Origin of the sequence: Bacillus sp. PAMC28748 (genome assembly GCF_014250415.1) — a bacterium.
Classification (GTDB): Bacteria; Bacillota; Bacilli; order Bacillales; family Bacillaceae; genus Bacillus; species Bacillus licheniformis.
This window is the reverse complement of record NZ_CP060192.1, coordinates 1,460,870-1,479,143: the sequence shown is the minus strand read 5'-3', so window position 1 is coordinate 1,479,143 and position 18,274 is coordinate 1,460,870. Positions and strand designations below refer to the sequence as shown.

At 46.3% G+C, this 18,274-nt stretch carries 17 protein-coding genes; 11 read left to right on the top strand and 6 right to left on the bottom strand.

Annotation, left to right across the window (positions count from 1 at the left end; translation table 11 throughout):
• The first annotated feature begins 1 nt into the window (after position 1).
• Entirely contained in the window at positions 2 to 1,801 is a 1,800-nt protein-coding gene (locus H7F26_RS07625) for a BlaR1 family beta-lactam sensor/signal transducer (RefSeq protein WP_009330289.1), read from the top strand.
• A 95-nt stretch (positions 1,802 to 1,896) separates the two neighbouring features.
• Positions 1,897 to 2,433, top strand: coding sequence for a GNAT family N-acetyltransferase (locus tag H7F26_RS07620; RefSeq protein WP_003178577.1), 537 nt, complete (start codon positions 1,897 to 1,899; stop codon positions 2,431 to 2,433).
• A 42-nt stretch (positions 2,434 to 2,475) separates the two neighbouring features.
• Here the strand turns inward: H7F26_RS07620 and H7F26_RS07615 are convergent, their stop codons facing one another.
• Both H7F26_RS07615 and H7F26_RS07610 read right to left on the bottom strand, forming a co-directional pair.
• A complete protein-coding gene (locus H7F26_RS07615) occupies positions 2,476 to 3,411 on the bottom strand; it encodes a response regulator (RefSeq protein ID WP_003178575.1) in 936 nt (311 codons plus the stop codon).
• 6 nt (positions 3,412 to 3,417) lie between these two features.
• The gene (locus tag H7F26_RS07610; protein ID WP_003178573.1) at positions 3,418 to 4,746 is read right to left on the bottom strand and encodes a sensor histidine kinase; all 1,329 of its coding nucleotides are present in this window, start codon (positions 4,744 to 4,746) and stop codon (positions 3,418 to 3,420) included.
• A 389-nt stretch (positions 4,747 to 5,135) separates the two neighbouring features.
• Here H7F26_RS07610 and H7F26_RS07605 point away from each other — a divergent pair, with 389 nt between their 5' ends.
• The 5 genes from H7F26_RS07605 to H7F26_RS07585 all read left to right on the top strand — a co-directional run bounded on the left by H7F26_RS07605 (position 5,136) and on the right by H7F26_RS07585 (position 10,058).
• On the top strand, positions 5,136 to 6,119 hold the full coding sequence (locus tag H7F26_RS07605; protein ID WP_003178571.1) for a glutaminase: 984 nt from the start codon (positions 5,136 to 5,138) through the stop codon (positions 6,117 to 6,119).
• Positions 6,120 to 6,143: 24 nt separating this feature from the next.
• Positions 6,144 to 7,574, top strand: coding sequence for an alanine/glycine:cation symporter family protein (locus tag H7F26_RS07600; RefSeq protein WP_009330290.1), 1,431 nt, complete (start codon positions 6,144 to 6,146; stop codon positions 7,572 to 7,574).
• Positions 7,575 to 7,718: 144 nt separating this feature from the next.
• On the top strand, positions 7,719 to 8,114 hold the full coding sequence (locus tag H7F26_RS07595) for a ribosomal maturation YjgA family protein (RefSeq protein ID WP_003178567.1): 396 nt from the start codon (positions 7,719 to 7,721) through the stop codon (positions 8,112 to 8,114).
• 523 nt (positions 8,115 to 8,637) lie between these two features.
• Entirely contained in the window at positions 8,638 to 9,348 is a 711-nt protein-coding gene (locus tag H7F26_RS07590; RefSeq protein ID WP_003178564.1) for a gamma carbonic anhydrase family protein, read from the top strand.
• On the top strand, positions 9,336 to 10,058 hold the full coding sequence (locus tag H7F26_RS07585) for a DUF421 domain-containing protein (protein WP_009330291.1): 723 nt from the start codon (positions 9,336 to 9,338) through the stop codon (positions 10,056 to 10,058). The genes H7F26_RS07590 and H7F26_RS07585 overlap by 13 nt, the downstream gene beginning before the upstream one ends.
• 42 nt (positions 10,059 to 10,100) lie before the next feature.
• Here the strand turns inward: H7F26_RS07585 and H7F26_RS07580 are convergent, their stop codons facing one another.
• The 3 genes from H7F26_RS07580 to chbG all read right to left on the bottom strand — a co-directional run bounded on the left by H7F26_RS07580 (position 10,101) and on the right by chbG (position 13,126).
• Positions 10,101 to 10,877 (bottom strand): MerR family transcriptional regulator, encoded by a 777-nt coding sequence (locus H7F26_RS07580; protein WP_003178558.1) that lies wholly within the window; start codon positions 10,875 to 10,877, stop codon positions 10,101 to 10,103.
• A gap of 121 nt (positions 10,878 to 10,998) precedes the next feature.
• Positions 10,999 to 12,372 (bottom strand): PTS transporter subunit EIIC, encoded by a 1,374-nt coding sequence (locus H7F26_RS07575; protein ID WP_009330292.1) that lies wholly within the window; start codon positions 12,370 to 12,372, stop codon positions 10,999 to 11,001.
• Positions 12,373 to 12,385: 13 nt separating this feature from the next.
• On the bottom strand, positions 12,386 to 13,126 hold the full coding sequence (gene chbG, locus H7F26_RS07570; protein ID WP_009330293.1) for a chitin disaccharide deacetylase: 741 nt from the start codon (positions 13,124 to 13,126) through the stop codon (positions 12,386 to 12,388).
• A gap of 209 nt (positions 13,127 to 13,335) precedes the next feature.
• On the opposite strand from chbG, the gene mmuM reads away from it, so the two are divergent.
• From mmuM to H7F26_RS07555, 3 genes are read left to right on the top strand one after another with little or no spacing between them, the layout of a single operon-like run.
• Positions 13,336 to 14,283, top strand: coding sequence for a homocysteine S-methyltransferase (gene mmuM / locus H7F26_RS07565; RefSeq protein WP_003178553.1), 948 nt, complete (start codon positions 13,336 to 13,338; stop codon positions 14,281 to 14,283).
• Positions 14,283 to 15,737, top strand: a complete 1,455-nt coding sequence (gene mmuP / locus H7F26_RS07560) for an S-methylmethionine permease (protein WP_185855246.1) — start codon at positions 14,283 to 14,285, stop codon at positions 15,735 to 15,737. The genes mmuM and mmuP overlap by 1 nt, the downstream gene beginning before the upstream one ends.
• Before the next feature lie 26 nt (positions 15,738 to 15,763).
• Positions 15,764 to 16,144: a DUF2512 family protein gene (locus H7F26_RS07555; RefSeq protein ID WP_003178548.1), complete on the top strand. Its 381-nt coding sequence runs from the start codon at positions 15,764 to 15,766 to the stop codon at positions 16,142 to 16,144.
• A gap of 36 nt (positions 16,145 to 16,180) precedes the next feature.
• Here H7F26_RS07555 and H7F26_RS07550 read toward each other — a convergent pair whose 3' ends face one another.
• Positions 16,181 to 17,068, bottom strand: coding sequence for a virginiamycin B lyase (locus H7F26_RS07550; protein WP_011197502.1), 888 nt, complete (start codon positions 17,066 to 17,068; stop codon positions 16,181 to 16,183).
• Between the two features lie 324 nt (positions 17,069 to 17,392).
• On the opposite strand from H7F26_RS07550, the gene H7F26_RS07545 reads away from it, so the two are divergent.
• The gene (locus tag H7F26_RS07545; RefSeq protein ID WP_003178544.1) at positions 17,393 to 18,157 is read left to right on the top strand and encodes a sulfotransferase family 2 domain-containing protein; all 765 of its coding nucleotides are present in this window, start codon (positions 17,393 to 17,395) and stop codon (positions 18,155 to 18,157) included.
• Positions 18,158 to 18,274: the final 117 nt, after the last annotated feature.

The window sequence follows — 18,274 nt, the reverse complement described above, 5'->3', positions numbered from 1 at the left end:
AATGAGCAGTTCTTTCTTTATTCCCTTTTTGGTTAGTCAAATTCTATTGTCTCTGTTTTTTTCTCTCATCATACTCATAAAAAAACTGCTGAAGGCTCAAATCACTGTAGGCACCCACTATCATCTTAGCGTGATTTCTCTTTTGGCATTGATCGCTCCTTTTCTCCCCTTTCATTATCTAAAAAGCAATCATTTTGACTGGATTCTGAATTTAGGAGGAGCTAGCTCAACGCTATCTCACACCCGTTCCACAGATAAGACGGCGGAAGCAATTGGCCAACATGCAAACTGGGTGCAGGATTTTTCGATGTCGATTGAACAATCGTCCTTCAAAATGATAGATTCAGCCTTTTTCGCAGTCTGGATATTGGGCATTGCTGTTATGCTTATCGCTACTCTTTATAGCAATCGAAAAATCGGCAAAATAAAAAAGAGCCTGCAAATGGTTAACAACAAAGAGCTATTAACCCTTTTTCGTACATGTAAAGAGGAAATACGCTTTCATCAAAAAGTGATTTTAGGCTGTTCCCCATTGATAAAATCCCCCATAACATTTGGGGTTGTCCGTCCATATATTATCTTGCCAAAGGATATTTCAATGTTTTCTGCCGACGAGATGAAATGTGTTTTGCTTCATGAACTGTACCATTGTAAACGAAAAGATATGCTCATCAACTATTTTCTTTGCCTGTCCAAAATCGTCTATTGGTTTAATCCTCTCGTGTGGTATTTATCAAAGGAAGCAAAAACAGAGATGGAGATTTCTTGCGACTTTGCCGTATTAAAAACGCTTGATAAAAAATTGCATCTCAAATATGGCGAGGTGATTTTAAAATTCACTTCACTTAAGCAAAGAACGTCATCTTTGGTAGCCGCTTCTGAATTCAGCAGCTCATACAAACATATCAAAAGGCGGATTGTCACAGTTGTCAACTTCAAGGCGGCATCACCTTTGCTAAAGGTGAAAAGCGCCTTAGTGTTCGCCCTTGTTCTTGGGATCATTCTAGCCGGCACTCCTTCTGTATCTATATTGGCTATGCAAAGAGATACGCACTTTTTATCTGGTGCAAATGTAGAATACGAAGATGACAGCACCTTTTTTGATGGCTTCTCAGGAGGTTTTGTCCTGTTTGATTCTAACAGGAAAAAGTATACAATATACAATAGGAAAGAAAGCACCGCCAGATTCGCACCTGCTTCTACATACAAGGTGTTCAGCGCATTGCTCGCACTGGAATCCGGGATCATCACGAAGAACAATTCTCAAATGACGTGGGACGGAACTCAATATCCGTATAAAGAATGGAATCAAGACCAGGATTTATTCTCTGCGATGAGCAGCTCCGCAACATGGTATTTTCAAAAACTGGACCGGCAAATTGGAGAGGATCATTTGCGTCGCTATCTCAAATCTATCCATTATGGAAATGAGGATTTCTCAGGTCCGGCGAATTATTGGCTGGATGGCTCTCTTCAAATTTCCCCTCTTGAACAGGTTAATATGTTAAAAAAGTTTTATGATAACGAATTTGATTTTAAACAGTCTAATATTCAAACTGTGAAAGATTCGATACGTTTAGAAGAATCAAATGGCAGAATTCTATCCGGTAAAACCGGGACTTCAGTTATCAACGGAGAACTTCATGCCGGCTGGTTTGTCGGATATGTAGAAACTGCCGAAAATACTTTTTTCTTTGCTGTTCATATTCAAGGTGAAAAACGGGCTGCCGGAAGCACTGCTGCCGAGATTGCACTTTCCATCTTGGATAAAAAAGGGATTTATCCATCCGCTTCCCGATAACAGTTTTGCATTTTATCCTATGAACATGAATAATGCGCAGATAGATGAATGGTTCTTTCACCTTCCTAAATAAAACGGAACTTGGAGGCAAGATCATGGAAACCCTTTATACAGAAAGATTGACTTTGAGAAAGATGGAATTGGAGGATGCAGATGTCCTCTGTCAATACTGGTCAGACCCGGAAGTCACAAAATATATGAATATCGCGCCTTTTACAGACGTCTCACAAGCGCGGGACATGATCCAAATGATCAATGATTTAAGCCTTGAAGGGCAGGCAAACCGCTTTTCGATTATTGCAAAGGAAACGGGTGAAGTCATCGGGACATGCGGCTTTAATATGATCGACCAGGAAAACGGCAGAGCTGAAATCGGCTATGACTTAGGAAGAAATCATTGGGGAAAAGGCTTTGCTTCCGAAGCTGTCAAAAAACTGATCGACTACGGCTTTACAAGCTTGAACCTCAACCGAATCGAAGCGAAGGTAGAGCCCGAAAACACGCCTTCAATCAAACTTCTCAACTCGTTATCCTTTCAAAAGGAAGGACTGTTAAGAGAATACGAGAAAGCAAAAGGAAGACTGATTGACGTATACATGTTTTCACTGCTGAAAAGAGAATACGCTGGGTAACCGGCATGCAGAAGAGCTTCCTCACTTTAGAGGAAGCTCTTTTTAACCTCTTTTTCCAGCGCTTTCACTCAACCGCTTGGCTTCCAAAAAGAAAACCTGAATGAATTTTTTCGTGTTGACGCGGGCGGAGGGCAAGACGGCGGCAGAGTCTTTCTGCAGTTCTTTCATTTTTTTGCTGATGACGGTAAAGTCAAAAAACCGGGACGCATAGCTTTCAAACCGCGGATTTGAAAAGTCTGTTAAACCGAGTGATGCAAAATGGTTTAGCGAATGGCTGACCGCCCGCCGTATCCGCTGCTCAGACGCTTTAACCTCCCTGTTGATCTCTGCGGGTGAAGCAGCCGGTCCGAGCTTTTGCACGGCAATCTGATGAAAAATCTGTTTGAGCGGCGGAAAGTCCTTTTCATATAATGAGGTCTGTTCATCATCAAACAAATACTGAAGGATGGCGATTAAATCCTGGGATCCGCTCTCCCCGACGATTCCGAGTTCAGACAGGAGAAATTCGCCCGTTTCCTGAATGCTTTTTTCCCTAAAGCCGTTTTTCCCCCCGCCGCCGAGGCTCACAAGCCGGTTCAGCGAAGATTGTATGTCATGGATCGACCGTTCCAGCTCGATGCGCTCCTTGACTTTTTGAATGACATTCAAGATTTCAATGCGGTTAATCGGTTTATGTATATAATATTCGATCCCCAGGGAATAGGCTTCACCGATCATTTCCTTTGATTCCACCTGGGAGATCATGATGATCTTCCCTGAGAAAACGCCGTGCAAATGACGAACCGTTTCAATTCCGTCGCGGAGCGGCATTAAAAGATCGACAAATAAAATATCAATTTGCTGCAAATTCAGGACGTGTCCTTCCAAATCGCAGCCGTCTTCCGCTTCTCCGGCCACTTCACCCAAATCTTCGTCTTCAATGATTTGTTTTAAAATCGATCGCACAGCACGGTCATCATCTGCAATAAAAAAACGCACAGGCCTTCACCCTTTCTGAATCAATTGTTGAACCGGAAGTCTGATCGTAAACACAACACCGCTTGCATCATTCCGGAATCGAATGCTCCCTCCAAGCTCCTCGACAGTTTCCTTCACATAAGACAGACCGATTCCGGTTGAAGGAGTTCCGAATTCATCATATTTTGACGTGTATCCCGGCTCAAACACCACATCTCCGACTTTCTCGGGAATGCCCGGTCCGTCATCTTCCACGCGGCATTCCAGCATGTCATCGCCGCGCCTATAGAGGCTGAGTCTGATGGAGCCCTGCTTTTGAATCGCTTCCACCGCGTTCGCCATAATATTATTAATTACGGATAATACGGTATACACATGGTATTTCGGATGTTCTCCGTCTATCGAATAATGAAAGTCAATGTCTTTTTCGAGCGATTCAGCATACTTTCGATTTATGCCGGTCACAAGCCGGACCAGATCCTCTGCAGCCATGTAGTCTCTGAAGCTTTCTTTGGAAATTAATTTTGAAAGTCCGGCGAAAATGCGCTGATTGTCTTTTTTGACCTCATGGATTTCACCGGCGAGGCGCAGCACTTTCTGGCTGATCTGCCGGACGGAGGAATTGTTATCGCTCTGTCTATTTAAGAGCCTGTACAGCTGATAGGACTCGTTTGTAATCTCTTCAGTATTCTTCAACGTCTTTTTCAAATGAACGGTTTCTTCATATAAGTTTGAAACGATCATCAGCATGTGCTCATTTTGTTCGCGGATCTGCTTTTCCCGCGATTGCGTTTCATACAGCTTCATGACATTAAAAAAGCTCAGCACAATAAAGCTGTGGGAAAAAGCAATCGCCATCATGTCGCGGATTTTTCCCGGGGTGACGGTAGACTCGAACATCATATATTGAACGGCCAGTTCGGCTCCATCGGCAATCAGTTCGATTCCGAAGCCGAGAAACCCGATGTAGAGCGGGCGAAATTGAAATCGTTTCACTTTTGCCAAGTAGAATAGAAACGCATATGTGAAATAAAAGAAAAAAGTCGGATAATGGTAGTAAAAGGATGACAGCCAATCGATCTGCCCCGGCCCAAATCCATCAAGCAGCACACGAAATCCGACGACTGCCGCCCCCGTTAAAAAGCCGGACAGCACAGCCGGCACATTCCGCAGCAGCAGCAAAAGAAAGAAGAAAGTCGGAACCCCGAAGCTGACCCTGAAGGTCTCGTTCAGCGGATAAAACTTCAGCTCTCCTGCCAGCGGCACAGTTAACATCATCACCATTAAGATATAGCCGTCTTTTTTAACAAGCCGGGCCGCTTTTGTCATCACGCTTCCCCGATTTCCACCCATCATGCTGATCCTCCATTACAAACGTGTTGCTTTATTTTGGCGTTAATCGCACAATATCCGCAACTCCCATTTTACCCACAGTCGATTTGATTTTTAAATCAATCGGCTTATTTTTTAAATTTTTTTGTCGCTTTTTGTAGGTTTATGTAGGTTCCATTATAAATTGAATGTATATTTTCTCTATTTGAAAACGCTTATATTTTTCCGCAACTCACTCCCTTGTGCAATCCAAACCCCTTTTTCCCAGGAAAGAACAGGCTTTAAAACAACTTGTGCGGAACAGGCTTTTACCCCTTTGCCTTCTGCCGCCATGCTCAAATCACCGCTTTTAGAGCCTCGTATTTTTTCAGCAAACCTGCAGGCTTTAACAGGTCAGGATTGGAGGAATTTCGATGAATGAAGTATTGGAAGAACGCTATGACGCCCGCTTCTGGCAATCCCGCCTTGAAGATTTGGTCGAACATTACCGTCCTTTTTCCTCAAGCGGACGCAACGCCGAATACATTCCCGCTTTAGGAAAAATCGACTCTAACCAGCTCGGCATCTGTGTGATCGGCTCTGATCAAACGATGATCAAAGCAGGAAATTCGGACGTATCATTCACACTCCAGAGCATCTCGAAGGTGATCAGCTTTATCGCAGCGTGTTTGACGAAAGGGATTTCTTACGTATTAGACCGTGTTGATGTAGAACCGACGGGAGACGCGTTCAATTCAATCATCCGCCTTGAAATGCACAAGCCGGGAAAGCCGTTTAACCCGATGATCAACGCCGGAGCGCTGACCGTTTCGTCGATCCTTCCCGGTGAATCGGCACTGGGAAAAATGGAGTCGCTTCATGACGTCATTGAAAAAATGATTGGAAAACGGCTTGAGATCAATGAGGAAGTCTTTCGGTCAGAGTGGCAGACCGCCCATCGGAACAGAGCATTGGCCCATTATTTAAAGGAAACCGGCTTCCTCGAAGCAGACGTTGAAGAAACGCTTGAAGTCTATCTGAAACAATGCTCTATGGAAGGAAGCACTGAAGACATCGCCTTGATCGGCATGATTCTTGCAAATGACGGATACCATCCTTTCCGCCGTGAACATGTCATTCCGAAGGATGTCGCGCGGCTGACAAAAGCTTTAATGCTGACGTGCGGAATGTATAATGCATCAGGAAAATTCGCGGCCTTTGTCGGCATTCCGGCAAAAAGCGGCGTCTCCGGCGGAATCATGTGCGCGGTGCCCGCCAGCGTGAAAAGAGAACAGCCTTTTCAGCACGGATGCGGCATCGGCATCTATGGTCCGGCGATTGACGATTACGGAAACAGCATGACGGGCGGAATGCTTTTAAAACATATAGCCCGTGAATGGGATCTCAGTATTTTTTAAAATTACAAAAAAAGAGGTGAAAGCATGCAGCAATTCCTTCAAGAAGTCATTGGTGTCACAAATGATTTTCTTTGGTCAAAACTATTGATTATTATGCTTCTTGCTTCGGGACTGTTTTTTACTTTTAAATCTAAGTTCTTTCAAGTTCGCTTGCTGAAAGACATGTTCCGTGTTTTAAAGGAAGGAACGCCCGACAAAAACGGAATTTCGCCTTTTCAGGCTTTTTGCATCAGCATGGCCGCGAGAGTAGGAACAGGAAATATTACGGGGATTGCGATCGCCATTGCCTTGGGCGGACCCGGCGCTATCTTTTGGATGTGGATCATCGCCATCATCGGTTCGGCGTCAAGCTTTGTCGAAAGCACGCTGGCGCAAATTTATAAAATAAAGGATAAAGACGGCTTCCGCGGCGGCCCTGCTTACTATATGGAAAAGGGCTTGAAAAAACGCTGGATGGGCGCGGTTTTTGCCGTCTTGATCACATTGTCCTTCGGGATCGTGTTTAACGCGGTCCAGTCCAATACAATAACGGTCGCTTTTGAAAACTCGTTCGGGACAGACCGTCTCACACTGGGAATTATCATCACGATTGTTTTCGGCATCATTACATTCGGGGGAATCAAACGGATCGCCAAGCTGTCCGAATATATCGTCGTATGCCTGGCCGTCTTATATATCGGCGTCGCCGTTTTCGTCATGCTGATGAATATTACGAAACTGCCGGACGTCATCTCTTTGATTATCGGTCATGCGTTTGGCCTTGAACAAGCGGCGGGCGGAGCCATCGGCGCGGCCCTGATGAACGGGATCAAACGCGGCCTCTTCTCGAATGAAGCCGGGATGGGCAGCGCGCCGAATGCCGCAGCCGCAGCCACTACGAGCCACCCTGTCAAACAGGGCCTTGTCCAGGCTTTAGGAGTCTTTACGAGCACTTTGGTGATTTGTTCAAGCACGGCTTTTATCATTTTGTTTTCCGATGCGTATAAAGAGCCGGGGCTTAGCGGAATCGAGTTGACGCAAGCGTCGCTCAGCACGCACATCGGAGCATGGGCCTCAGGCTTTCTCGCCATTATGGTGTTCCTGTTTTCTTTCAGCACCTTGATCGGAAACTACTACTACGGCGAGACGAATATCGAATTCCTGCACACGAACAAAGCATGGCTCTTCATTTACCGGATCTGTGTGCTTGCGATGGTCATCTTCGGATCGGTATCAAAAGTCCAGCTTGTGTGGGACCTCGCCGATTTGTTCATGGGCCTGATGGTCATCGTCAACCTGATTGCGATTTTCCTGCTGTCAAAAGTGGCATTTGCCGCCTTGAAAGACTATGTGAAACAGCGCAAAGCGGGCAAAGACCCGGTCTTTTATAAAGATGTCATTAAAAACCATGAAGGCATCGAATGCTGGGAGCACTCCGGCACCGAACAAAAATCCGAAAGAAAAAATGCGATATAACACGAAAAGCCGCCGGGTACGGCGGCTTTTTCACGTTCATTTTAAAACCGCTTCACGCCAAAAGGTATAAAACATTTTTCCTCTCGTATCCGTCATGTCTCCGAAGATTTACTTAACCTGCTTTGGCAGAAACGGGGTTCAGCCATGAATATGAAAAGAAGCCGGATAGGCCCGCTTGCGCTGACATTCGCAGCAATGGCGGCGGGGCTTGCTTCAAGAAAGACGGCCGATATGCTGCCGGACATCGTGAATGTATATTTAGGGGATGCGCTGTGGCTGATGATTTTCTTCGGCGCAGGCTTTCTGTTCAAAAACGCGAAGACGGCTTCCGCGGCGCTGATCGCGCTGGTGTTTTGTTTTTTGATCGAATGCAGCCAGCTGTATCACGCTCCATGGATTGACAATATCAGAGCCGCTCCGCTCGGAGGGCTCATTCTCGGTTATGGATTTTTGTGGAGCGATTTATTGGCTTATGTGCTCGGCGTTTCCGCAGGCGCCGAGGGCGAAATGCTGTTCCGCAAACGAAAAAGACAGCCGTAACGCCGTCTTTTTGGGGAATATTTACACACTTTGATTTTGAGTCTTTTTACGGTTTAAAACAAACATAGCAAGTCCGATAATAAGAAAGATCGGTCCAATGAGTAAAGCACGATACAGACCGGCATTTCCTGTATTCGGCAGCGGGTTGCCTCCTGTTTTTTCGACATGTCCAGTGTCTCTATCCTTTTTGGCAGGAGGAGTTGCGGTATTTGTCTCTTCCTTATGATTCTCTACCGCATGCTTTACGATTTGCCCATCTTTTTTAGCTTCAAATTCGAATCTCTCCTCATTTAAAATAGATCCTCAGGGCAATCGTTTCCGTGTGTTTGTTAAAACGGGCGATCCCGTTTTCATCGGTTTTCCCAAAATTCCCGCACCAATTGATTAGTGAAACATACTCCATTGCTTTATTAGCCGTTGTCTCCTCCATATCCTCTTTTTTGGTTTCAGACCGCCGCCGCGCTTTTATTAAATAATATTCCCGTTTTTTAGGCAGACTACCTGAATAAAGGAGGCAGGTCATATGAAATTAAGCAGCAAACTCATCCTTGGATTAACGGTTTCATCACTCGCCGGCAAGTTTCTTGAAAAGTTGCTGATTCAAGATAATGTCAGCCCCAATATCACGGCGTCATTTAATCAAGAAGCAGATATTCCGGACATTGATGCGTCCTCTTACATCCATCATTTCGCCTCGGTCATCGGCAGTGTGGTCATCGGGCGCAACGTTTTCATCGGGCCTTTCTCTTCGATCAGAGGAGACGTGGGATTAAAAATCTTCATCAGCCATGACTGCAATATCCAGGACGGAGTTGTCTTGCACGGATTGAAAAACTATGAATACAACAGCCCTGTTACTGAACATTCCGTTTTTAAGGATCGTGAATCGTATTCCATTTACATAGGCGAGAAAGTGTCACTCGCCCCGCAATGTCAAATTTACGGCCCCGTTCGAATTGACAAAAATGTTTTTGTCGGGATGCAAAGCCTTGTTTTTGATGCCTATATCCAGGAGGATACGGTGATCGAACCGGGAGCAAAAATAATCGGTGTTACAATCCCCCCAAAACGATTTGTCTCGGCGGGTCGTGTGATTTCAAACCAGGAAGATGCCAACCGGCTGCCAGAAATAACCGATTCCTATCCATATCATGATCTCAACTCCAAAATGACATCCGTCAACCTTGAATTGGCAAAAGGCTACAAAAAGGAAGAAAGACAATGGAAACTGTGAAAGAAATTTTGGTTGTCTACGGGCGAATCATTACCATCCTTCCGCTTTTATTGGTTGTCACATTGTTCATGGGAAAACGCTCAATCGGAGAAATGCCTGTGTTTGATTTTTTAATCATTATTACATTGGGTGCCGTTGTCGGAGCGGACATAGCCGATCCGAAGATTGAACATTTGCATACCGCCGCTGCGGTGGCTGCGATTGCCCTATTGCAAAGACTCGCTTCAAATCTCATGATCAAATACCGAACGCTGGGACGTCTAATTACATTTGAACCGACCATCGTCATCAAAAACGGAACGTTTATCGTCGGCAATCTGAAACGAATCAAATATTCAGTGGATAATATTCTGCAAATGCTTCGGGAAAAAGACGTTTTCAATGTCAGCGACGTAGAAATGGCGTTTGTAGAGGCGAACGGAAATTTAACGGTATACAAAAAGCCAAATAAAATGGAAATCACAGCTGAAGATATGGGAATTCAAAAAAGCAGCGGCGAATTTTCATATCCGGTCATCGTTGACGGAAAAGTGTACACGTCTGTCCTTCAGCAATTGAATGTAACAGAAAGCTGGCTCAAAAACCAGCTGAAGAAGAAAGGGCTTGAACGAATGGATGAAATCTTTTTCGCTTCGGTTAATCAAAACCATGAACTGCATGTTTCGCTCGATAATCAAACGACGAAAATTGAGCCGGAGCTTTTGCATTAAAAAGCTCCGGCGTGTTTTAAATTCCGCCGGAACTGCCTTTTTTCATCCGCCGCTTTCGGGACAGAAATCGTTGTGAATCATATAATATTCGAACACCCGCTGCAGCCACTCTTCTTCTTCTTTTGTAAATGGTGAAGGAAATTTCTCTGCCAGCTGCCGCGATTCTATTGTCTCCATCTGTCCTAAAGCCGACAGCACGCCCTCTCCGACAAACTCCAAACTCGTCTTCATATACCGGTCTGCCATGTCCTGCACCTCGGGGTCATCAACCGGTTTTCCCATGAGCCGCTTGGCTTCCTTAGATAAACGAACATACTCTTGATCCAATTTGGCCATCTCTTCCTCTGATTTGCCGAATACATCATCGGCAAAACTTTTAGACACCTGCTGTTCAAGCCATTCGCGCTGCTCCTTCTCCGTCTGGATGCTGTTCAGCAGGCTCATGAAAACAGAACTGTCGATTTCCTCTTCCTCTTCCAGAAGACCGATCGTCCTGTCGATCGCTTTCAGCCCTGTTTCAATATGCTCCTTCCTCTCCTCCAGCACCCTTTTCTGCTCCTGCAGCGCCTCAATCAGACCAGCATCGAAGCATGCATCCTTCATGAAAGCGCGAATTTGTTCAAGGCTGTACCCCAGAAACTTAAAACATATGATCTTCTGCAAATCTTTCGCATCTCTGTCTGTGTAGAGACGGCGGCCGGTTCCCGTCTCTTTTTCAGGTTTCAACAGGCCGATTTCATCGTAATAATGGAGCGTCCGAATGGATGTCCCTGTCATTTCTGAGAAAACACCGATTGAATAATACTCATCTTTTTTCATAAGAGTCACCTCCAACTGACGATTCATATCCATCATAAAGCCTCACGCTGCTGGAGGTGCAAGCTTATTTGTTCAAAAATCGTACGATGCTGCGCAGATTCCTCAAAAGCAACTTCAGTTTTTAATCCGGAGCAGATTCGTCGATCAAGTTCTGCAAGTCTTTTTTTAAAGTCCCCGCATCCGTTCCAATCACAATTTGAATATGATGCCGGTCAATTATGATCACACCGTGCGCCCCCAATCGCTTTAATTGGGCTTCATCCGCCAATGACGTGTCTTTTAATTTCAGTCGCAAACGGGTAATACAGTTTTCACAAGTGACGACATTCTCACGGCCGCCGATATACTTGAGAATACCTGCCGCCATAGACTGCTGCAGCCGGTCTCCTTCAGGTGTTTCCTGCTCCCTTCCGATCACCGGAACGTTTCGCTTTATAATCACAAAGTAAAACGTAACATAATAGAGCGCGAAAAAAGCAACGCCCACCGGTATGATCAATAATCCGCCGTCTGACAAATTAAGATTCAGCAAATAATCGATGGCGCCCGCTCCCCATGAGAAGCCGTGACGAATCCCCAGCAAACAGAGCACCGCTCCGGCAAGTCCCGTATAGACCGAGTGAAGAAAATACAATAAAGGCGAAGTAAATAAAAACGTGAATTCAACCGGTTCCGTAATCCCGGTGATCAGCGATGTGGCTGCTCCGGAAGACATGAGTGCTTTCGTTTCTTTTTTTCTCGTTCTGGCTGCATGCGCTATTGCCAAAGCGATCGCCGGAATGCCGAACATCATCGTGATAAAAAACCCGCCGAGAAAGTAGCCGGCTGTCGGGTCTCCATTCAAAAACCGTGCAATTTCCCCTGTCACCGCTTCTCCGGATGCCGTCTCATAGCGTCCAAGCCCAAAATATATATACGTATTCATGACATGGTGAAGTCCGAACGGAAGCAAAAACCGGTTCAGAAATCCGAACACAAAAACACCGAAAGCGCCAAGACCAACAAGCGACTGGCTAAAAGCGTCGATCGCCGCCTCTGCGTAAGGCCAGACGACCGAAAAAAACCCTGCCACCGGAATCGTCACCAATACGATCATTGTAATCGGAAACTTCTCTCCGCCAAAAAAAGAAAACATGCTTGGCAGTCTTGCATGTTGAAATTGATTATAAATGAAAGCCGCCATCAGGCCGGCGAGCACCCCGCCGAAGACGCTCATATCAAGGTCCGGATTCAAGATGCCGATCCCCTCTTTTAACACGGTTATCGCCAAATATCCTGTCAGCGCAGGAATCCCTTTATCTTTTGAACGGGCAAAGCCCATGGCGATGCCGATCGCGATCAGGACATCCATATTGTTCAAAATCACGCCTGACGCTTGAAAAAGAGGTATATCCAGCATATCCTCCGCAGAAAGCCGCAGCAGCAGCCCGGCGATCGGAAGAACGGTAATCGGAATCAGCAAAGACTTTCCAAGCAGCTGAAGTATATGTTTCATTCCGGCATTCTCCTTATGTCAAATTCCTAAATGATACAAGCTGGACATCCGCAAGCTTGTTCAAGCGGATGACAACGTCCGGATCGGTTAAAAACTCAAGTTCATCGACTCTTGGATAAGTATATGAAGAGTTCGTCAAAAGCTCCTTATCGAGGTATGCCGGGTGGGCCATGACCTCCACGGTATTATGTTTTTCAAACAGTTCAGAGACGGCTTCTTCACCCTTTAAGGCCGCTTCAAGGACAGGTGAGAAAGAGTCTGTCGTTTTCACTCCTTTTTCCGTTATTATGGCGCTCTCCATATTACGTCTGACAGGCAGGCGATACTCCTTGGCGAGCGACAAAAATACGTCAGAGATGCCCGGATAAGCATTGATGTGATGGTGGCTGTCCAAATGATCGGGTTCCAAGCCCATGTTGATGCATGTTTCAATCTGCGTTTTCCACTCGCGGTATAATTCATCGGCATCTATTGTAAAAGCACCTTGATAAAATGCGAGATTGCGAAAACTTCCCTTTGAATCGACAATCGTCCGGTGGTCAGACAAAAGCGGCCTTCCGCAGGTCAGCACCAAATGTACGCCGATCCCAAGTCCGGGCGATTCGCGAGCCAGCCGGGCCGCGTGACCAGCGCCCGGCATATTCGTCATAAAGGTCGCTGATGTTAAAATTCCGAGCTTATAGGCATCAATAATTCCGTAGTTCACACCTCTTGAATATCCAAAATCATCAGCATTGATAATCAGTTTTTTCATCGATCCGATACCCCTTATCTGTTTTTTTAAAAAAGTATGCGGCGGCATACGGTTTTACCCTAAATAGAAAACGACAAAAGTGACTGGTGAAAACTGATGATTGGTAGATTGACAAAAACCTCCCGAGTCTTTTAAACTATTTTTCATATATTTTAAAAAACTCTAAAAAAGGAGGCCGGGGTCTCGAACGACAGAGCCTCAACAATGAGATGACAAATCCGATCCGAACTTCTTTACAACAATTTCCTGTCATTATACTTGACGGCGCGATGGCCACCGAGCTTGAACGGTACGGCTGTGATTTGAACGATAGCCTGTGGTCTGCGAAAATTCTCATCGAAAACCCCGAGCTTATCAAACAAGTCCATCTGGATTATTTCCGTGCGGGCGCCGATTGCGCGATTACAGCCAGCTATCAGTCGACGGTTGAGGGTTTCACAAAACGCGGCCTTAGCGAACAAGAAGCGCTCCACCTCATCCGGGAGTCTGTCCGTCTTGCTGCAGAAGCACGCGATGAATTCTGGGCGGCTCCGGAAAACCGCGAAGGCCGGCCTAAACCGTTTGTAGCAGCTTCAGTAGGCCCTTACGGCGCCTTTTTAGCGGATGGTTCCGAATATCGGGGAAATTATGGCGTCACAGAAGATGAATTGGCCGATTTTCACAGGCGGAGAATGGGCGCTTTAATCGAAGCAGGCGCCGATATTTTGGCATGTGAGACAATACCGTGCCTTTCAGAAGCAAAAGCTATCGTTCATTTATTAAAAGAGTTCCCGGATACACATGCGTGGATCAGTTTCAGCGCTAAAGACGGACGCCATATCAGCGATGGTACGAAAGCCGGCGAATGCGCGAAGTGGCTCGATCAGCATGACCAGGTTGCGGCAGTAGGAGTAAACTGTACGCGGCTGGAGCATGTCTCTTCGCTCATCGGCGGCATCAAAAAGCATACAGCTAAACCGATTATCGTCTATCCAAATTCCGGTGAACAGTATGACCCGGAAACGAAAACATGGCATGGCGCGGCATGTAAAACTTCTTTCGGAGAAAGCGCCCGCAGCTGGTATAACCAAGGGGCACAGCTGATCGGCGGCTGCTGCAGAACAACGCCTGAGGACATCAAAGCCGTCGCCGCCTGGGCGAGAAAGCTGGAGGTATAATGGAACAGTCAAACACCAATCGCCAGAACTTTCAAAGAAAAATGCAAACGAGACACCTTATCATGCTTTCCTTAGGAGGCGTTATCGGCAAGGGCCTTTTCTTAAGTTCCGGTTATACGATCTCACAGGCTGGTCCTGCCGGAACGATTCTAGCCTACTTGGCCGGGGCTCTGATCGTCTACCTTGTCATGCTCTGCCTCGGCGAATTATCGGTCGCCATGCCTGTCACCGGATCGTTTCATATGTACGCCTCCAGATTCATCGGGCCGGGCACCGGATTCACCGTCGCCTGGCTATACTGGCTGACCTGGGCTGTCGCGCTCGGTTCGGAATTTACCGCTGCCGGGTTATTAATGCAGCGCTGGTTCCCCGATACTTCAGTCTGGATGTGGAGCGCGGTATTCGCTGCACTGATTTTCGCGCTCAATGCTGTCTCAGTGAGATTTTTCGCCGAATCCGAATTTTGGTTTTCAAGCATTAAAGTGCTTGCCATTATATTGTTTATTATATTAGGAGGAGCGGCGATATTCGGCATCATCCCGATACAAAATGCAGACGCTGCACCGCTTCTTTCAAACTTTGCAGGAGAAGGCGGTCTCTTTCCAAACGGCTTCCTTCCAATTTTTATGGCGATGCTCTCCGTGAATTTTGCGTTTTCGGGTACGGAGCTGATCGGAATTGCCGCCGGAGAAAGCGCCGAACCGGAAAAGAACATTCCAAAAGCGATCAAGACAACACTCTGGAGACTGGTGCTTTTCTTCATCGGAACGATTTTCGTGCTTTCGTGCCTCATTCCGGTTAAAGAAGCCGGTGTGATCAAAAGCCCATTTGTCGTCGTCTTTGACCGCATCGGTGTTCCATATGCGGCCGACATCATGAACTTTGTAATTCTGACGGCTCTGCTTTCCGCGGCCAACTCAGGCTTGTATGCATGCTCCCGGATGCTCTGGTCACTGTCAAAAGAAAAAACTTTGCACCCCGTATTTCAAAAGCTGACTTCACGGGGAATCCCGTTGAACGCGCTGATCTTCAGCATGCTCGGCGGCATTCTGTCGCTGCTCTCCAGCGTGTTTGCGCCTGATTCCGTCTACATCGTTCTTGTGTCGATTTCAGGGTTTGCCGTTGTTGCTGTCTGGATGAGCATTGCGGCTTCGCAGTTCATGTTCCGCAGACGCTTTTTGGCTGAGGGAAACACCGCAGACGACTTAAAATACCGGACACCGCTTTATCCGGCCGTACCGATTGCCGCTTTTCTGCTATGCCTGGCATCCTGCATTGGCATTGCCTTTGATCCGAACCAAAGGATCGCCCTTTTTTGCGGTGTGCCGTTTATGGCGTTATGCTATACCATCTATTATGCAACAAACCGAAAAAATAGCTGGAATCCGTCTGAGCCCGTTAAGAATGCAAGTTTGCATGTTTCATTTTCTGAATACGAGGAAAAGAAAAACTAAAATCCCGTATAAAGGAGCGAATGGTTATGGAACATGTGAAAGCCCTTGCCATCAAAGGCATCATGACGATTGTGATTCTGTACCTTGTTCTAGGGCTCGGGTTTAGTTTTAGTTTTGAAAACACCCTATTCATCACGATTGTTCTTGGCGCAGTATCCTATTTGCTGGGTGATTTGTTTATTCTGCCGAAAACCAACAACATCACGGCCACTTTAGCCGATTTAGGCGTCGCTTTTCTTGTCGTTTGGCTGATGGCTCTTGCGATGGGAACGGCTGCCAACACCGCTGCATTGGCCGCGTTTTTTGCAGCTGTCGCTATGGCGATCGGTGAATACATTTTCCATTTTTACTTGATGAATAAAGGCCTTGGCTCGCCCAACCGCAGAATGGAAACGAGAACGGAATAACAATAAAAAAAGAACGTCCAGTTGGCTGGACGTTTCTTAATTTTGGATAGAGATTTTCCCAATACGGCCGCACTCTTCTGCAAACCAGATCGAATGGGCTGATCCGGCCGCTATCCCGTGCGGTTCAGAATCTGCCGTCGGGATTGGATATTCCGTAATATCCCCGTCGACTGTAATGCGGCCGATTTGACCCGCGCCCCATTCCGTAAACCACAGTGCTCCGTCACCGCCGGCGGCAATCGCGTGCGGGCGTGCATGCGCTGTCGGAAGCTGGTATTCGCTGATCTTTCCTGAGACCGTTATTCTCCCAATTTGATTTGCGTTTATTTCTGTAAACCATAAAGCCCCGTCCGGGCCGGCAGTGATCCCGACCGGGCCGGATTGTTCTTGGGGCAGCGGATACTCGCTGATGTCTCCATCTGCCGTTATTCGCCCGATGGAGCCGCTTTGGTTTTGTGTAAACCAGAGCGCGCCGTCTGCTCCCCTTGTAATAAATGACGGGAAGGCTCCTGGTTTGGGCAGTTTGTATTCTGTTATTTCGCCTGAAGAGGACAGCCTGCCGATTTGATGTCCGGCCATATCTGTATACCACATGGCGTCGTCACAGCCTGCAGCGATTCCAAACGGGGCAGCACCCGGTGGAAGAGCATACTCGGTTATTTTCCCTTGAGGCGTGATTTTGCCGATTTTCCCCGCTTTATACTCTGTAAACCAAAGCTCGCCGTCAATCCCGGACGTAATAATCGAGGCGCCTGCGCTCTCCGTCGGAATCGTATATTCGGTGATATCCCCGGACTCTGTGAGCATACCAATCCGGTTCCCCTTTTGTTCAGTAAACCAAATGCGCCCGTTTGCACATACTGTGATCCCGTACGGCCCCGATTCGGGGTCGGGAACCTGATATTCAGTCATGCGAATCTGCATGGATACCCTCCCTTCCTTTTTCCTGCAAGCTATTTTGCCCCAGGCATCTCTCATTTTTATGTTACCTCAGGGGGAGCATGCAGTGAAACAAAAAATTCCATCAATATGAATTGTACAGGCTCACTCTAGTATCATAAAATGGTTTTAAAATATAACTTAATTTTCTATATGTGGTTCAATAAGGATTTAATTGCCGGTCTTATCATTTTAAAATATTTTTATATTATCGCCCTATCAATTCATTGCCGGCGGCATATTTTGTGTATAAAGGCAGCCGCTGTCTCAAGCGCGCCCAAAACCAAGTAAGAAGTGGATGTGTTCTGTATGTTTGAAGATGAGAGACTGAATCGCTTGATTTACCTTTATACCCCTCTTTATGCTGAGGATTTTCCGATCATTCTGTTCTGGATTCCAAAAAGCGGCTGCACGACGCTGAATCGCTGGTTCTTTTTCCAAAACGGTCTGCTTGAAGATGTCAATCGAAGATGCGCCGGAGAAGTTCACCACTACAGAAATTCGATCTATACGCAGAAGCCGAATTATGTGAAGGATCTTCTGACGGATTTAAGAGAGGGTAAAAAGGACACTTACAAGGTTGTACGCAACCCTTTTCGGAGAGCAGTCAGTTCCTTTCTGGCAGCGATTTGCTCCCCGAATTTTATTTGTCTGTTCAACAGTGATATAAACACAGGGCTTTCTTTCACGCAATTTTTGCATCATCTAAAAGATCTCGGGACGGATATCAATGCCATTGACCGACACCTTGGTCCCCAGTATATCGAAGGAGAAGAAGAGTTTGTCACCAATTATATTTACCTCGAGCAATTCAGCGCACAAATCAGAGAGATTGAAAACAAATACAAATTATTGAAATCTCCGTTATCACAGCTGTCACAATCACCGCACCATCTGTCAGACATTATGATTAAAAAAGGGAAGTTTGCTGACACCGTTTTGACTATGTCAACCTTCGACTGGGCGTTTCCGACTTTTGAGAGCTTTTACAATGACGAAACAAAAGAATTGGTGCACGACATTTTTGCGAAGGACTTTGAAGTGTACGGCTTTGATTCGAAGCATATCAAGTAAACCGGAACTCGGTCATCACATTACGATCTCCTTTCAATTCGATTACATTTTGGAAAATTGATTCCAAATGGTTTCTTTTTCAGAGACGATCGTTTAGAATGCCCACTAAAGGTCATT

What these genes read in the sequence shown, in the direction of transcription:
- H7F26_RS07625 (WP_009330289.1), top strand. Translation starts at nt 2, where the DNA reads ATGAGCAGTTCTTTCTTTATTCCCTTTTTGGTTAGTCAAATTCTATTG.
- H7F26_RS07555 (WP_003178548.1), top strand. Translation starts at nt 15,764, where the DNA reads ATGGAACATGTGAAAGCCCTTGCCATCAAAGGCATCATGACGATTGTG.
- H7F26_RS07595 (WP_003178567.1), top strand. Translation starts at nt 7,719, where the DNA reads ATGAATATGAAAAGAAGCCGGATAGGCCCGCTTGCGCTGACATTCGCA.
- H7F26_RS07550 (WP_011197502.1), bottom strand. Translation starts at nt 17,068, where the DNA reads ATGCAGATTCGCATGACTGAATATCAGGTTCCCGACCCCGAATCGGGG.
- H7F26_RS07575 (WP_009330292.1), bottom strand. Translation starts at nt 12,372, where the DNA reads ATGAAACATATACTTCAGCTGCTTGGAAAGTCTTTGCTGATTCCGATT.
- H7F26_RS07620 (WP_003178577.1), top strand. Translation starts at nt 1,897, where the DNA reads ATGGAAACCCTTTATACAGAAAGATTGACTTTGAGAAAGATGGAATTG.
- mmuP (WP_185855246.1), top strand. Translation starts at nt 14,283, where the DNA reads ATGGAACAGTCAAACACCAATCGCCAGAACTTTCAAAGAAAAATGCAA.
- H7F26_RS07600 (WP_009330290.1), top strand. Translation starts at nt 6,144, where the DNA reads ATGCAGCAATTCCTTCAAGAAGTCATTGGTGTCACAAATGATTTTCTT.
- H7F26_RS07585 (WP_009330291.1), top strand. Translation starts at nt 9,336, where the DNA reads ATGGAAACTGTGAAAGAAATTTTGGTTGTCTACGGGCGAATCATTACC.
- H7F26_RS07590 (WP_003178564.1), top strand. Translation starts at nt 8,638, where the DNA reads ATGAAATTAAGCAGCAAACTCATCCTTGGATTAACGGTTTCATCACTC.
- mmuM (WP_003178553.1), top strand. Translation starts at nt 13,336, where the DNA reads ATGACAAATCCGATCCGAACTTCTTTACAACAATTTCCTGTCATTATA.
- chbG (WP_009330293.1), bottom strand. Translation starts at nt 13,126, where the DNA reads ATGAAAAAACTGATTATCAATGCTGATGATTTTGGATATTCAAGAGGT.
- H7F26_RS07580 (WP_003178558.1), bottom strand. Translation starts at nt 10,877, where the DNA reads ATGAAAAAAGATGAGTATTATTCAATCGGTGTTTTCTCAGAAATGACA.
- H7F26_RS07545 (WP_003178544.1), top strand. Translation starts at nt 17,393, where the DNA reads ATGTTTGAAGATGAGAGACTGAATCGCTTGATTTACCTTTATACCCCT.
- H7F26_RS07605 (WP_003178571.1), top strand. Translation starts at nt 5,136, where the DNA reads ATGAATGAAGTATTGGAAGAACGCTATGACGCCCGCTTCTGGCAATCC.
- H7F26_RS07610 (WP_003178573.1), bottom strand. Translation starts at nt 4,746, where the DNA reads ATGATGGGTGGAAATCGGGGAAGCGTGATGACAAAAGCGGCCCGGCTT.